Source organism: Bradyrhizobium sp. 63_E2_N1_3 (genome assembly GCF_052076005.1).
GTDB classification, from domain to species: domain Bacteria; phylum Pseudomonadota; class Alphaproteobacteria; order Rhizobiales; family Xanthobacteraceae; genus Bradyrhizobium; species Bradyrhizobium barranii.
This window is the reverse complement of record NZ_CP197235.1, coordinates 6,287,586-6,302,639: the sequence shown is the minus strand read 5'-3', so window position 1 is coordinate 6,302,639 and position 15,054 is coordinate 6,287,586. Positions and strand designations below refer to the sequence as shown.

Here is a 15,054-nt window from a genome sequence, read left to right as displayed (position 1 = left end):
GCTCCGTTATTTCTTGTCGAGCTCGGCGAAGACTTCCTTCGCGTTCCGGAACGCATCCACGCCGGCCGGCACGCCGCAATAGATCGCGACCTGCATGAAGACCTCGCGGATCTCCTCCTTGGTGGCGCCGTTGGCGAGCGCACCGCGGACATGGGTTTTCAGCTCGTGTGGGCGGTTGAGCGCGCAGAGCATCGCCAGATTGAGGAAGCTGCGCGTCTTGCGCGTGAGGCCGTCGCGGCCCCAGACGTAGCCCCAGCAATACTCCGTGGTGAGGTCCTGCATCGGACGATTGAACTCGTCCGCGGATGCGATCGCCTTGTCCACGAACTCGTTGCCGAGCACGCTCTTGCGGATTTCGAGCCCGCGGTCGTAGGTCGCCTTGTCCATGTTGTTCTCCGTTTCTCTTTCGGGCGTTGTCAGTTCTCAGTCAGTTTTTGGGCCAGAACGGCTGCGCCAGCGCGAGCTGGGGCGGGAACACCGTCACCGGCACGCCGGATTGCCACTGCACGATGGTCATGCCGGCGCCGACGCGGCGGCCCTTCTCGTCGAACTTGATCTCGCCCAGCGGATAGTATTTCGAGGGGCCGGCATCCATGGTGCGCAGCGCCTCGCCGACGGCAACGCGGTCGGCCTTGCCGGCCTTCTCGAGCGCGTCCTTGATCACCCACATGTCGCCATAGGTGGAGATCGCGTTCTGCGTCATCCACGGCTCCTTGTAGCGGGTCTTCAACTCGGCGATCAGCGCCTCGTGGCCCTTGGCGCCCCAGCTTGCGACGCAGGTCAGCACGCCCTGGAGGAGTTCGGGACTGACGGTTTGCAGCATGTCGGGCTCGGCGATCGCGATGCCGAACGAGATGGTCGGAATCTTGCCCTGGCCGAGGCCGAACTCGTTCATCTTCTCGAGCAGCAGCTTCGCGTCCGAGATCACCGTCGGCAGGAAGAACAGCAGATCGGGTTTCGCCGAGCGGATCTTCTGCACCAGCGACGTCGCATCAGCCAGCGGCGGCGTGAACGTCTCGTCGACGATCAGCTGCAACTGGTTCTCCGCCAGCAGGCCCTCGCGCATCGCCTTTGCGGAAGCGATCGAGGCCCCCGTGTTGTCGGTCAGGATCGCGACCGTCTTCGGCCGCTTGCCTGAGGCCGTCTCCGCCAGCTTGATGATCTGGGGCAACGCCTGCCGTGCCTGCGAGCCTGCGGTGGCCGCGGTCTGGAACACGTATTTGAATCCGCGGTCGGTGATCAGGTCGGAATAGGAGAGGGTGAGGACGGGCAGGCTGGCGCGCTCGGTGACTTCGGTCACCGCGAGCGTGAACGAGGACAGGTATGCGCCGCTGGCAGCAACCAGATCGGTCTCCTGCGCGACCATGCGCTGGGCGGCGTTCTTGGCCTTTTCCGTGGTGTCGCCGGAATCGAGCACGACCAGCTTCAGCTTGGCGCCGCCGAGGGCCTTGATGCCGCCTTGCGCGTTGATGTGGTCGACCGCCATCTCGGCGCCCTCACGCATCACCGTTCCCGGGCGGGCGTAGAGGCCGGAGATCGGCACCAGCAGGCCGACCTTCACCTCTGAAGGTTGCTGCGCCCAGGCGCGGGATGCGATCAGCGTGCCGGACGCGCCGGCCAATAGCGTTCGCCGCGAGATCGTGAACTTGCTTTTTGCAGTCATGACAATTCTCCTCCCTGAAAAATCGCGCGGCGCTTAGGATTTCTTCGGCCAGAACGGCTCTGCTTGCGCGAGATCGGGCGGATAGACGGTGACAGGTACGCCCGATTGCCATTGCACGATGACGACGCCGGCGCCGACGCGGCGGCCCTTCTCGTCGAATTTGAGCTGGCCGCCCGGATAGTATTTCGACGGGCCGGCATCCATGGTGCGGAACGCCTGCGCGACCGAGTTGCGGTCCGCCTTGCCGGCCTTCTCCAGCGCTTCCTTCATCAGCCACATGTCGCCATAGGTCGAGATGACGTTCTGCGTCATCCAGGGCTCCTTGTATTTGGCCTTGAGCTCGGCGATCAGGGCCTCTTGGCCTTTCGAGCCCCAGTTGGCGACGATGGTCATGATGCCCTGCACGGTCTCCGGGCTCACGCTCTGGAGCATGTCCGGCTCGGCGATGGTGATGCTGAAGGACACCGTCGGAATCTTGCCCTGGCCGAGGCCGAACTCGCTGATCTTCTCCAGCCCCAGCTTGGCGTCCGACACTGCATTCGGCATGAACAGGAGCAGATCGGGCTTTGCCGAGCGAACCTTCTGGATCAGCGGCGTGGCATCCGACAGCGGCGGCGTCCAGACTTCCTCGACGACGAGTTGCAGGCCTTCCTGTGTGAGCAGTTTTTCCTTCAGCGCCTTGGCGGTGGCGACTGATGTCGCGGTGTTGTCCATCAACATCGCCACGGTCTTCGGCTTCTTGCCCGACGCATTCTCGGCGAGTTTCATCAGCGTCGGCAGGCCGAGCTCGGACTGGCGGCTCGCGGTCGCGGCGGTCTGGAAGATGTATTTGAAGCCGCGGTCGGTCAGCAGGTCCGAATAGGACAGTGTCAGCACCGGCAGTTCGGCACGCTCGGTCACCTCGGTGACGGCGAGGGTGAAGGATGAGAGATAAGAGCCGGTGGCGGCGACGAGATCGGGTTCCTGCGCCACCATGCGTTGCGCCGCGTTCTTGGCCTTCTCGGTGGTGTCGCCGCAGTCGATCACGACCAGTTTCAGCTTGGCACCGCCGAGCGCCTTGATGCCGCCCTGGGCGTTGATGTGCTCGATGCCCATCTCGGCGCCCATCTTCATGACCTGGCCGGGGCGGGTGTAGATGCCGGACAGCGGCACGATCAGTCCGACCTTGACCTCCGCCGGCGCCTGCGCGCGTGCCACGCCGGCGAGGCCGACGGCGGCAGCGCCCGACAACACGGTCCGGCGCGTCAGTCCTTTTGATATCCTGCCCTTCGATGTCTTGTTCATTTTGTTGTCTCCCTGCTCTTTGTTTTTTGTTCGTCACATGCCGAGATAGGCTTTGCGCACGCGATCATCGGCGCGCAGCGTGTCGTTGTTGCCTTCGAGCACGACGCGTCCGGCTTCGAGGACGTAGCCGTGGTCGGCGGACTCCAGCGCTTCCGCCACGCGCTGCTCGACCAGCAGCATGGTCAGCCCGGACTGACGCCGGATATCGATCAGCCGTTCGAAGATGAAGTCCGCTGTCGACGGCGCGAGACCCATCGAGGGCTCGTCCAGCATCAACAGCTTCGGCGAGGAGGCGAGGCCGCGGCCGATCGCGAGCATCTGCTGCTGGCCGCCGGACATCGTACCCGCGAACTGATTGCGGCGTTCCTTCAGCACCGGCAGCCATTCGAAGATGCGCTCGATATTGGCCTGCCAGTCGCGCCGGCCGCTTTCGGTCATCGCGCCCATTTCGAGGTTCTCCATCACCGTCAGCGACGGGAACACCTGGCGGCCCTCGGGGACGTGGGCGATGCCGAGATGGGCGCGCTGCGGCGGCGGCACGGCAAGAAGGTCGACGCCGTCGAACGTAATTGCCCCGCCGCTCGGCTTCACGATGCCGGAGATCGTCTTGAACAGGGTGGTCTTGCCGGCGCCGTTAGGCCCGACGATCGCAACGAACTGGCCGGCGCCGACATTGATCGACACGTCGTTCAGGACGGGCTTGGCCGAATAGCCCGCGCTCAGTCCCTCAATTCGCAGCATGGCCCACCCACTTCTTGCCGAGATAGGCCTCGATCACCCGGTTGTCGCGCGTCACCACTTCGGGCAGGCCCTCGGTGATGACGGCGCCATGGTCGAGCACGAGGAATCTGTCCACCAGGCGGACCATCGCCTGCATGGTGTGCTCGATGATGGCGATGGTCATGCCGTCGCGTGCGAGCTGCTGGATCACGGCGACGACCTCGTCCGCTTCGCCGTGGCCAAGGCCCGCAAGCGTCTCGTCGAGCAGCAGGATGCGGGGCTGGCCGGCGATCGCGCGGGCGAGCTCCATCAGCCGCAGCTCCTTGGTCGAGAGTTCGCCGGCGACACGGTTGGCTACGGCGGAGAGCCCGACGCGGGCGACTGCGTCGGCGGCGAGCTTGCGTGCCTCCGCATCGGAGCGGGCGCGCACATAGGCCCCCACCACGACATTGTCGAGGATCGACATGCGCAGGAATGGCCGCATCACCTGGAAGGTGCGGCCGATGCCGGCCTCGCAGATCACGTGCGGCCGTTGGCCGGACATGTTGCGGCCGTCGATCAGCACCTCGCCCTCGCTCGGCTTCAGAAAACCGTTGAGGAGGTTGAACAGCGTGGTCTTGCCGGCGCCGTTCGGGCCGATGATGCCGAGGATCTCGTTCTTGTGCAGCTTGAAGCTGACATCCTGAACGGCTTTGAGTCCGCCGAAGGAGCGCGAGAGATTGCGAACCTCGAGCATCACCTCGCCGGTGGCCGCACGCTGCCGCGCGGCAGGCTTCAGCGCCGTGACGTTGGCGACGGCCGTTTCCGGAGTGACGCTAGCCGTGGCCTTGGATGCATTTCGCCTGCGCAGGAGATCGCGCAGTTTCCAGAACAGGCCTTCCGGCGCGAGCAAGATGACACAGACGATCGCCAGGCCGAAGATGACGCCCTGAATGCCGGGGATGCGCGCACCGGCCTCTGCGTGCAGGATCTCGGCGAGTGGGATCAGGATCACGGAGCCGATGACCGGTCCCCAGACCGTACCGACGCCGCCGAACATCGCGACCGTCAACGCCTGCGCCGACACCAGCATGCCGAACACCGATTGCGGGGTCACGACCAGCAGCACCTGCACATAGAATCCGCCGATGGCGGCGGCGATCGCGCCGCTCAACGTGATCGCGCGCAGCTTCCAAGCCAGCGTGTTGATTCCGGCCGCTTCTGCCGCAGCCTCGTTCTGCTTGATCGCGAGCAGCGCCATGCCGAAGCGGGATCGCTCGATCACCTGCGTCAGCACGATGGTGGCAAGCATGATGGCGAGCCCCAGCAGCGTGTAGATGTGAGGGTCGGAGAACTGCATATAGGCGATCGGCGCGTCGCGCTTGATCGGAAGCGTCACCTCCTGGAAGCCGAGCCACTCGAACACGTAGAGAATGGCGAGCGGGTAGGCGAGCATCGCGAGCGCGAAGTAGTGGCCCTGGAGGCGGAAGGTCGGAAATCCGATCAGCAGCCCGGCGATGCCGCCGAGCATGGCGGCGACCGGGATCAGCAGCCAGGGGGAGATGTCGAAATAAATCTGCCCGAGCGCGGTCGCATAGGCGCCGATCCCAAAGAAGGCGGCGTGGCCGAACGAGATCAGCCCGGTGTAGCCGCTCAGCAAATTCCAGGACAGGCCGAACACCGCCCACACCGGCACCAGCGTCAGGATGAGCTGGTAGTAGGAGTTGGTGACGCCGAGTGAGATCCCGGCGTAAGCGAGCGTGAAGAGCAGGGGAGGCAGCAGTGAACGCATCCGGAGCATGGTCACGTCCTCTCGACCATGCGCCCGAAGAAACCTTGCGGACGGAAGAAGATGATGAGGAGGAAGACGGCGAAGATCGCGGCATTCTGCAACTGCGTCGGCAGGATCAGCGTCGACATCTGCTGCACGAGGCCGATCGTCATGCCGCCCCAGAAGGCACCGATGATGCTGCCCATGCCGCCGAGCACGACGCCGGCATACATGACGATCACGTATTCGAGGCCGACGAAGGGGTGGAACGGATAGTTGGTCGCGAGCAGGCCGCCGGCGATCGCGGTGATGCCGCAGCCGAGCGCGAAGGCGGTGCGATGCGCGCGGTCGACGTCGATGCCCATATAGGTCGCGGCGGTCGGATTGTCGGCGGCGGCGCGGAGCGACTTGCCGATCCGGGTCCGCGTGATCAGCAGCGAAAGCAGAATCATGATCGCGAGCGAAACGATCGCGTCGATGCTGCGCGCCTTGTTGAGGAAGATGCTGATGTCCAAGAAGGGAACGAATTCCCAGGCCGAGCTCGACAGCGGCGTGCGGATCGAGGCCAGCACCGATCCGAACACGATGAGGCCGCCGTTCTGCAGGATCAGCGCGATGCCGAGCGTCAGGATCAGCTGGGCGTAATGGCCTTCGCCTTCCAGCGAGGCGGTGCGCGTGCCCGAGACGCGCGAGATCAGGGCCAGATGGACGAAATAACCGAACACGGCGAGTACCGGGCCAGCCAGCAGGATGGCCACGAACGGACCGACCGTATTGCCGAACAGCGCCTGGATGCCGGCGGCGGTGAAGAGATAGAAGGCGGCATACATGCCGAGCATCATGAAATCGCCATGGGCGAAGTTGATGACGCGCATGACGCCGAAGATCAGGCCGAGCCCGACGCACATCAGGCCGTAGACGGCGCCGATCAAAAGGCCCGCTGCGAGCGCTTGAAAGAAGCCTTCCATCAGCCCCGCCTCCGCGCGGCGTGAGCGCCGGCTTGCTGGCGATTGTGCGCCGTCGGCACTGCTAGGCGGGTCTCCCGGTCGACCATATTTCCCCCGTATTGTTTGGCATTTCTTGTGATGCCGATCGTAAAGCCTGTTCTGGCGTGTTCAGACGACACTGCGCTGCGATGTAGCCGGCATTGCCGAGCTGCTCGCAGCCGTCGATGAGTTGTTCGAGCCGGTGCGCGCGGTCCTCGCCGAGGACTCTGGTTGCGGCGGCGCGGAAGCGCGCACGAATATCTGAAGGCGTTGCGGCGATGACGTCGGGCAAAGCGTGCCGGATCGTCCGTCCGCCGCGCAGATGCACGGTCACCTCCGCGCCCTGCTTGCCGGGGAAGGCGGCGGTGAAGCCTGGATCTGCCCCGAGATCGGTGACCGCGACCAGGCGAATGATGTCGGCATCATCGAGTTCGGAATAGTTCTCTTCCTCGATCTCGCCCCGCGTCAGCGTCGCAGCAACGCTGAAGGGAATGCTCATCTTGGCCTGAAGCGCGTTGCGATAGGGCCCCATGGAGTCGCAGCCGGGATAGCGAACGGCGGCATCGGGTGCGCGAATGATGACGCGGTCGATCTCCTCAGTGCTGGCGAGCTCGTGCGAGACGCGAAGCGCTGCTTGGGCCGCGGTCTGCGCGAAATTGCAGGCCGGGACCGGCTTATTGTAGACAGCCATGATCTCGCTCTCGCCATCCGGGAAGAGCGTGATGCTGTCGGGCGCGGCCTGGCGGCGATAGGCGGCGAACAGGCCGGCTTCACCCTCCAGTATGGTTTCCGAGCCGAAAGCGCCGGCTGCCGCAAGACCGATCGCCTTGATGGCGTTGCTGGCCGCAAAGCCCGGATGAAAATACATGTCGGAGCCGCCGGCATGCGGCCACTCGTTCAGCCCGCTGGATGTATTGGCCGCGATCGCGATGGCGCTGGTTGCCTGGTCCTCGGACAGGCCGAGCGCAAAGCTTCCCGCCAGCGCCGCGCCTGGCGGCGCCACGAGCCCCGTCGGGCGATAGAGCCGTGCGAGGTCGGAGGTCAGGAGCGCGCGGCCGATCCGCGCGCCGGTCTCATAGCCGATGATGGCGGCTGAGAGCAGTCTGGCTCCATGCAGCGGCGTCTGCTCCGACAGCGCGAGCAGCGTCGGCCAGATCACGACGCCGTGGTGCGCGACGCTGGCCGCATGCATGTCTTCGCGGACGAGACCATGCCCCATCACGGCGTTGGCAAAGGCGGCATCGGCCGACGAGGAGAGTTGTGACGTCCCGATGATCGTTGCAGTGCCGCCGGCTTGTGCGATCGCAACCGCCTGACGGCTCCAGGGATGCTGGCCCGCCTCGAAGGCGCAGGACAAGAAGTCGAGCAGGCAGAGCTTTGCCTTCGCGACGACCTCCGGCCCGAAAACTCCAAGATCAAGCGCAAGCACGCTCCGCGCCATCTGGCGCGCGAGCGAGACCTTGCCTGATCCGGTCGGGCCGATCGTCATCGCAATCGCTCTCCCTGAAGGCTTGCGTGATCAGCCGCGCATCTCGACCCCGGCCCATTCCTCGAGCACCTTGGCGATCGAGGTGAAGTCGGACGATGCGCCGTATTTGGCATTGGTGATCGCGAGCATCTGCCGCACCACCGCGCCGCAGACCATCGGCACGCCCATGGCCTCGGCCTCGTCGACGCAGAGCCGGACGTCCTTGTAGGAAAGGCCGGTGGTGAAGCCGAAATCGAAGGTGCCGGGCAGCACCGCGCGGGGGAACTTGTCTTCGGAGGCGCTGTTGCGGCCGCTGCTGGCGTTGATGATGTCGATCAGCACCTTTGCGTTGACGCCGCCCTTGACGCCCATCGCGACGGCTTCGGACGTGATGACCAGCGCCGCGGCCGCCATCAGATTGTTGGCGAGCTTGGCCGTCTGCGCCACGCCGGGCTTGTCGCCGGTGTAGAACAGCTTGCCGAAATTCTTCAGGATCGGCTGAACGATTTCGTAGGTCGCCTGCGGGCAGGACACCATCACGGCCAGCGTGCCGTTGACGGCGCCCTTGATGCCGCCGCTCACGGGCGCATCGACCAGCGTCATGCCTTTGGCCTTCAGGCCTTCCGCAACGATCTTTGCCGCGCCGGGACCGGAAGTCGAGAGATCAATGACGATCTTGGCGCGGCTGCCGCTGCTGATGCCATTTTGTCCGAGCGTGACGGCCTTGACGATGTCGGGCGTCGGCAGGCTGGCGAGCACGATATCAGCGCGGGAGGCGACATCGGCCGGCGATTTGCCGAGCTGGGCGCCGCGCTTGACCAGCGGCTGGGTCGCTTCAGTCTGCGTGTCATAGATCACGAGCGAATAGCCCGCGTCGATCAATCGCCCCGCCATGGGGCCGCCCATGCGGCCCGTGCCGATTACGCCGAGAATCTCTCCCGCCATCGTCTACTCCCTGTCGCGCGACCCGTGACGGGCGCGCCTTCTTGATCTCGTTGGTCAAACGCTTTCGCCGGCCGGCCTTCTCGGCCGCCGTCGTCGTGGCAGCGGGATCCCGCGCCAACGGGCCGGATTGTTATGATTGTCAGACAAGCTGTCAAGCATAACATTTGGGGTCGACAGTTTGCCGCGGATCGTCATATGGTCCGGGAAAACGAGGAAGACGCCCCGCGTGCCGCAAGCTTTAATTCCGAGTGTGAGCAAGACGCTCGCCGATTTCGTCGCGTCCTCGTCGTGGGCGGACGTGGAGGCGCAGAGCCCTGAGGCGAAGCGATCGATCCTCAATTTCTTTGCGACCGCGCTCGGCTCCGCACGCGATCCGGTGGTCACGGCCGCGATGCGCACGCTATCGCCGTTCAGCGGCGCCGCGACATCGACAATCATCGGCCATTCGGAGTCCATGGACGCGCTGTGCGCGTCGTTTCTCAATGCCATCTCGGCGAATCTGCTCGACTTCGACGACACGCACCCTGAAACGATCATCCATCCGGCCGCGCCGGTCGCCGCGCCGATATTGGCGCTGGCGGAGACGCGCAAGCTGACGGGGCGCGCGGTGCTGACCGCGTTCATCCTTGGCGTGGACGTGGAGTGCCGCATCGGCAATGCAGTCTCGCCGCGCCATTACGCCCGCGGCTGGCACATCACCTCGACCTGCGGGATTTTTGGCGCTGCGGCGGCGTGCGCGAAGCTGTTGGGACTGCCAGCGGAAGGGATTGCGAACGCGATCGGACTTGCGGCGAGCCAGTCGACCGGCAATGTCGAGAATCTGCCAAGCGCCGCCAAGAACGTCAGCGTCGGCAATGCCGCGCGTAACGGGTTGTTCGCCGCGCTGCTGGCGCAGCAGGGCTATGAGGCTGCGCCGCGCGCCATCGAAGGTCCGCTCGGCTGGGCGCGCACCATGGGGGATGAGCCGGATCTCGCCCGCATGCTCGGTGGCCTCGGAAAGACCTGGGAGATCGCGAAGAACACCTACAAGCCCTATCCCGCCGGCATCGTGTTCCATTCGGTGATCGACGCCTGCCTGCTGTTGCGCGAGCGAATTGGCCGGCGCGTTGACCAGATCGAGTCGGTGACAGTGCGGGGCTCAGCACTGCTGCTCGCGCGCGGTGATCGTCCCGTGAGCAACGAGCGCGATGCGCGCGTCAGCATCCATCATTGCGTGGCTTGCGGACTGTTGCTCGGCGCGGCCGGTGTGGCCGAGTTCGCGCAGGAGACCGTGGTCCGGCCCGATATCGCGCGGCTGCGACAGAAGGTGAGGGCGGAGCTTGATGCGCAGATGCTCGATGGCGCTGCGCGCGTCACCTTGCGCCTGTCGTCTGGTGAAATTCTCACAGAGACCGTGACGTCGCCGCGCGGCAGCCAGGCTGCGCCGCTTTCAGACCGCGAGATCGAAGAGAAGCTGCGCGAGGGCGTACGGACCGGCCGAAGCGACTGGGACTCGGACCGCGTCATCGATGCAGTCTGGCGCCTAGATGCGGCGGACGACGTCGCCGCGCTGCTGCAATCACTGCGGCCGCCATCGGCGTCGCGCCAAACAATTTCCAACTAGAATCTCTCAAGACCGGAAAGGGACGATCATGAGCAAGACCGAACTGTTCGAAAAGGGCCTCAAAGTTCGTAAAGAGGTGCTCGGCGAGGACTACGTCAACAAGTCGATCGCCGGTGCCGACGAGTTCACGCGCACGATGGCGGAGTGGTCGACCGAATTCTGCTGGGGCGCGCTGTGGACGCGGCCCGGCGTCGACCGCCGCACGCGCTCGATCGTCAATCTGGCGATGCTGGGCGCACTGAACCGCCCGCACGAGCTGAAGCTGCACGTCAAGGGCGCCCTGAAGAACGGCCTGACCAAGGAGGAGATCAAGGAGATCCTGCTCCAGGTCGCGGTCTATTGCGGCGTGCCCGCCGGCATCGACGCCTTCCGCAACGCGCGCGAGGCCTTCAACGAGGTCGATGCGGGGTCCTGAGCCCGCTTGATTGGAAGCCCCATGGCCGACCCGGAATACGAGCTCTTCGCCATCCGCTATGCAACGCGGGATGCCCAGCGGAGCGAGCACTTCATCGGCGGAGACCCGCATGACGGGCCGATGCCGATGGACTATTTCATGTGGCTGGCGAGGGGAGGTGGCCGCACCTTCGTCATCGACACCGGGTTCAACGCCGAAATCGCAAAGCAGCGCAGGCGAACATTCCTGCGCTGCCCGGTGGAGACGCTTGCCGCGTTCGATATCGACGTGGCCGACGTCAAGGATGTGATCCTCACGCATCTGCACTACGATCACGCCGGTAATTTCGACCGGTTTCCGAATGCGCGGTTTCATCTTCAGGAGCGCGAGCTCGCATACGCCACCGGGCGCTATATGCAGTATCCGAGGCTGTCGCATTCCTTCGAGGTCGAGGACGTCTGCGGGATCGTGCGGCTGAACTATGCGCGCCGGGTGCTGTTCTACGACGGCGACGCCGAGATCGCGCCCGGACTGACGGTCTACGCGGCCGGCGGGCATTCGGCCGGTCTTCAGTTCGTCCGCGTCAACACGCGCCGCGGGCCGGTCGTGCTCGCCTCCGACGTCAGTCATTTCTACGAGAACATGACGAGCGAGCGTCCGTTCACGACAGCATTTCATGTCGGTGACATGCTGGTGGGATTCGACAAGCTGCGAGCCACAGCACCGGATGCTGACCACATCGTTCCCGGCCACGATCCGCTCGTCATGAAGCTCTACCCGGCGCCAGGCCAGGGTTTGAAGGGCGTCGCGGTTCGTCTCGACGTGGCGCCGTCCAGGGCCGCGCATTCCCAGGACGTTGGGCAAGGCGCGGCGTAACCTAAGCTAGAAAAAATCGATTTTCGATTTTCTGTTGACCCGCGGCCGCCGCCTTGCAATCATCCGACCATGGGTCCGCTTCAGTTCCAGTTGTCCAGAAGCCCCGGGGATGGTCCGCGCAGCCTGACGTCGGCGCTGCACGAACGTCTGCGCGCCGACATCCTGGCGACGCGGCTGCCGCCGGGCCAGAAGCTGCATATCGCCGGGCTCGCCAAACAGTTTTCCGTGAGCCTCGCCGCCGTGCGCGAGGCGCTGTCGCGACTTGTCGCGGACGGGCTCGTGCAGGCGTCAGACCAGCGTGGCTTTCGCGTGAGCCCGGTGTCGCTCGCCGATCTCGCCGACGTGACGCAGACCCGGATCGACATCGAGGGGCTTGCGCTCCGTCGCTCGATCGAGCGGGGCGATGATGCCTGGCTCGCATCGGTGAAATCCGCCTGGGCGGATTTGAAGGCCGTTCCCCATCGCTATCCCGACGATCCGACCGTGCACTACGAGGAGTGGGTGGTCCGTCACCGCATCTTCCATCGCGCGCTGGTCAACGCGTGCGGCTCGCCGTGGCTGCTCGGCTTCCGCGACGTGCTGCACGAGCAGAGCGAGCGTTATCGCCGCCTCTCGATCCGGCGAGAGGCCGGTGGCAAGCCGCGCAACGTCGAAGCCGAACACAAGACGATCGTCGCCGCCGTGATCAGGCGCGATGCGGATGCGGCAGTTCGCGCCTTGTCAAAGCACTTCGGCACCACCAAAGAATTCGTCGAGCTCGCCGCCTCTCGCATTGCGGAGGTGAGCCGTACGACCTGACGATCCGGAAAAATCCGGCACACAAAAAACAGAGACCGGGAGGAAGCCAATAATGAAGATCAATCACGCGCTGATGTCGCTGATCGCCGCCGCAATTCTGGTGGGCCCTGCGAGCGCCGCCGACACCATCCGCGTCGGCCTGCCCACGAAAACCTATTGGCCGACCACGATCGCCGAGACGGCGGTGCGGCAGAAACTGTTCGAGAAGGAAGGCATCCAGGCCGAGTTGACGATCTACCGCAGCGGCGCCGAGACGTTCGAAGGCATGGCTGCGGGCGCGGCCGACATCATTCTCGATCCGCCGTCGCTGGTCTCCGCCGGACGCAAGAAGGGCGTGATGTCGCGGATCGTCGCCAATGCCGCGATGGGCAATTTCGGCTGGCAATTGATGGTCCCGACCAAGTCGACGCTCGACGTCAAGGACCTCAACGGCAAGAAGGTGGCGATCACCGCGGCCGGCTCCGGATCCGACCTGCTCGCGCTGTGGACCATCCAGGACAAGAAGATCGATTTTACGCGCGTTCCCGTCGGCGGCGGTGGCCTGGTGCCGAACCTGCTGGCCGGCAATGTCGAGGCGGCCGTGGTCTATTCGCCGCTGAGCTTCCAGATCTCGAAGTCCGGCGAGGCCAAGACCATCCTCGATTACGCGACCGCGGTCCCGCCGAACCTCACTGCGGGCTGGATCGTGCTCGACAAATTCGCCGAGGCCAAGCCCCAGATGGTGCAGAAGGCGGTGAACGCCCTCTACGGCGCGGTCGCGTTCATGCGGGCCAACCGCGACGTCACGGTCAAGCTGATTGCCGAGCTCTATGAAATGCCGCCGGAGATCGCGGGCCTTGAGTACGACAACACCATTATGAAGCTCGAGACCAGCGGCGACATGGGCGCGGCCAACGTCAATGCGGCCGTGCAGCTGTCGCTCGATCTCGCCAAGCTCGGCGGGCTCAAGGACATCGTGCCGGTCGAGGATGTGATCTCGGCCAAGTTCAAGCCGGTTCCGACCAAGTAGTCACGATGCAAAGCACGTTCGTCATCAACCTTGCGCGGATCGCGATCATCATCGCGGTCCTGGCGCTGTGGGAGGTGCTGTCGCGCACCGGCATCGTCAATCCGCGACTGCTGCCATCGGCGTCCGATACCTTCGTGACGCTCGGCGATCTGCTGCAGCGCGCGGCGGTGCGGAAGGATCTGATGGTGACCGCGACCGAGGTGCTGGCCGCGTTCGCGCTGGCCGTGCCCTTCGGTGCGGTGATCGGCTTCCTGGTCGCGGAGAACCGTTACTTTGCGGACGTGGCCAAGCCGCTTTTGTTCTTCGCCTTCAGCATCCCGAAGTCGATCTTCCTGCCGATGTTCATCCTGGTGTTCGGCGTCGGCTTTGCCCAGAAGGTCGGCTTCGGCTTCTTCTCCACGATCTTCATCGTGATCATGTCGACCACGACGGCGGTGGAATCGGTCAAGGTCGAGCATTTGACGGTGGCGCGCTCCTATGGCGCAACGCCATGGCAGACGGCGTTCCGGGTTTATCTGCCGAGCATGCTGCCGGTCCTGCTGGAGGCGTTGCGGATCTCCATGATCTTCAACCTCACCGGCGTGATTTTGGCGGAGATGTACGCCTCGCGCGACGGCATCGGTCACCAGATCGCGACCTGGGGCGAGAACTTCCAGATGAAGCAGCTCCTCGCCGGCGTCGTGATGGTCGCCGCGATCGCCATGACCTTCAACGAACTTGTCAGATGGATGGAAACGCGATGCAGCCATTGGCGAACGTGACCCCGTTGAAGCCCGCCGCGCGCGCTGGCGCGATCGAGGTCAAGAATGTCGGCCAGGTCTTCAAGACCCGGTCGCAGGACGTCGTCGCGCTGGAGGACGTCTCGCTCGAGGTCAAGCCCGGCCGTTTCGTCGTGCTGGTCGGCCCGAGCGGCTGCGGCAAGTCGACCCTTTTGATGATGATGGCGGGACTGCGCCAGCAGACCTCCGGCACGATCACCATCAGCGGCGCGCCGATCCTGCAGCCAGACCCCGACAGGGTCGGCGTGGTGTTCCAGGAAGCGAGCTTGTTCCCGTGGCTGACCGCGGAGGACAATGTCGAGTTTCCGCTGGCGCTGCGGGGCGTGCCCAAGGCCGAGCGCCGCGCCAAGGCGCAGGATGCGCTCAAGCTGGTCGGCCTCGACGGCTTCGGCAGGCGTCATCCCCACGAACTCTCCGGCGGCATGAAGCAGCGCGTCTCGATCGCGCGCGGGCTGGTGCAGGACCCGCCGGTGCTGCTGATGGACGAGCCGTTCGCCGCCCTCGACGAGCAGACGCGCATGACCATGGGCGACGAGTTGCTGCGGATCTGGGCTGCGACCGGCAAGACGGTCGTTTTCGTCACGCACAGCCTCACCGAGGCCGTCTATCTAGCCGACGAGGTGATCGTGATGTCGGCGCGGCCCGGCCGCATCGTCGACCATCTCCAGGTCCAGCTGCCACGGCCCCGCACCTACGAGATGCTGAGCGGCGACGCCTTTGGTGCGCTGCGCGACCGCATCTGGCGGCACATCCGCAAATCGGCGTGAGGCGGATATGAG

15 protein-coding genes are annotated in these 15,054 nt (G+C 64.9%); 7 read left to right on the top strand and 8 right to left on the bottom strand.

What is annotated here, in order from left to right; all coding sequences use genetic code 11:
- Positions 1–6: 6 nt before the first annotated feature.
- From AB7531_RS30240 to AB7531_RS30205, 8 genes are all read right to left on the bottom strand, one after another.
- Positions 7–387: a carboxymuconolactone decarboxylase family protein gene (locus AB7531_RS30240; protein ID WP_014496467.1), complete on the bottom strand. Its 381-nt coding sequence runs from the start codon at positions 385–387 to the stop codon at positions 7–9.
- A 40-nt stretch (positions 388–427) separates the two neighbouring features.
- Positions 428–1,663 (bottom strand): ABC transporter substrate-binding protein, encoded by a 1,236-nt coding sequence (locus tag AB7531_RS30235; protein ID WP_063984369.1) that lies wholly within the window; start codon positions 1,661–1,663, stop codon positions 428–430.
- A gap of 33 nt (positions 1,664–1,696) precedes the next feature.
- Entirely contained in the window at positions 1,697–2,947 is a 1,251-nt protein-coding gene (locus AB7531_RS30230; protein ID WP_063984368.1) for an ABC transporter substrate-binding protein, read from the bottom strand.
- A 33-nt stretch (positions 2,948–2,980) separates the two neighbouring features.
- On the bottom strand, positions 2,981–3,688 hold the full coding sequence (locus AB7531_RS30225) for an ABC transporter ATP-binding protein (RefSeq protein WP_063984367.1): 708 nt from the start codon (positions 3,686–3,688) through the stop codon (positions 2,981–2,983).
- The gene (locus AB7531_RS30220; protein ID WP_187387760.1) at positions 3,675–5,447 is read right to left on the bottom strand and encodes a branched-chain amino acid ABC transporter ATP-binding protein/permease; all 1,773 of its coding nucleotides are present in this window, start codon (positions 5,445–5,447) and stop codon (positions 3,675–3,677) included. Before AB7531_RS30220 ends, AB7531_RS30225 begins: the two co-directional genes overlap by 14 nt.
- Before the next feature lie 2 nt (positions 5,448–5,449).
- Positions 5,450–6,385: a branched-chain amino acid ABC transporter permease gene (locus AB7531_RS30215; protein WP_063984365.1), complete on the bottom strand. Its 936-nt coding sequence runs from the start codon at positions 6,383–6,385 to the stop codon at positions 5,450–5,452.
- Positions 6,386–6,446: 61 nt separating this feature from the next.
- Complete coding sequence (locus AB7531_RS30210) at positions 6,447–7,892, bottom strand: MmgE/PrpD family protein (RefSeq protein WP_063984364.1); 1,446 nt, start codon at positions 7,890–7,892, stop codon at positions 6,447–6,449.
- 30 nt (positions 7,893–7,922) lie between these two features.
- Positions 7,923–8,816, bottom strand: a complete 894-nt coding sequence (locus AB7531_RS30205) for an NAD(P)-dependent oxidoreductase (RefSeq protein WP_063984363.1) — start codon at positions 8,814–8,816, stop codon at positions 7,923–7,925.
- Positions 8,817–9,066: 250 nt separating this feature from the next.
- On the opposite strand from AB7531_RS30205, the gene AB7531_RS30200 reads away from it, so the two are divergent.
- The 7 genes from AB7531_RS30200 to AB7531_RS30170 all read left to right on the top strand — a co-directional run bounded on the left by AB7531_RS30200 (position 9,067) and on the right by AB7531_RS30170 (position 15,042).
- Positions 9,067–10,419, top strand: a complete 1,353-nt coding sequence (locus AB7531_RS30200) for an MmgE/PrpD family protein (protein WP_441280211.1) — start codon at positions 9,067–9,069, stop codon at positions 10,417–10,419.
- Positions 10,420–10,447: 28 nt separating this feature from the next.
- Positions 10,448–10,834, top strand: coding sequence for a carboxymuconolactone decarboxylase family protein (locus tag AB7531_RS30195; protein ID WP_027575101.1), 387 nt, complete (start codon positions 10,448–10,450; stop codon positions 10,832–10,834).
- A gap of 21 nt (positions 10,835–10,855) precedes the next feature.
- A complete protein-coding gene (locus AB7531_RS30190) occupies positions 10,856–11,689 on the top strand; it encodes an N-acyl homoserine lactonase family protein (RefSeq protein ID WP_063984361.1) in 834 nt (277 codons plus the stop codon).
- Between the two features lie 90 nt (positions 11,690–11,779).
- A complete protein-coding gene (locus AB7531_RS30185; RefSeq protein ID WP_231144502.1) occupies positions 11,780–12,487 on the top strand; it encodes a GntR family transcriptional regulator in 708 nt (235 codons plus the stop codon).
- A gap of 52 nt (positions 12,488–12,539) precedes the next feature.
- Positions 12,540–13,496 carry an ABC transporter substrate-binding protein gene (locus AB7531_RS30180; protein ID WP_063984359.1) on the top strand — a complete coding sequence of 319 codons (957 nt, stop codon included), beginning with the start codon at positions 12,540–12,542 and terminating at the stop codon, positions 13,494–13,496.
- A 5-nt stretch (positions 13,497–13,501) separates the two neighbouring features.
- Entirely contained in the window at positions 13,502–14,257 is a 756-nt protein-coding gene (locus AB7531_RS30175; protein WP_063984358.1) for an ABC transporter permease, read from the top strand.
- Positions 14,236–15,042, top strand: coding sequence for an ABC transporter ATP-binding protein (locus AB7531_RS30170; protein ID WP_041956016.1), 807 nt, complete (start codon positions 14,236–14,238; stop codon positions 15,040–15,042). The genes AB7531_RS30175 and AB7531_RS30170 overlap by 22 nt, the downstream gene beginning before the upstream one ends.
- Positions 15,043–15,054 lie beyond the last annotated feature (12 nt).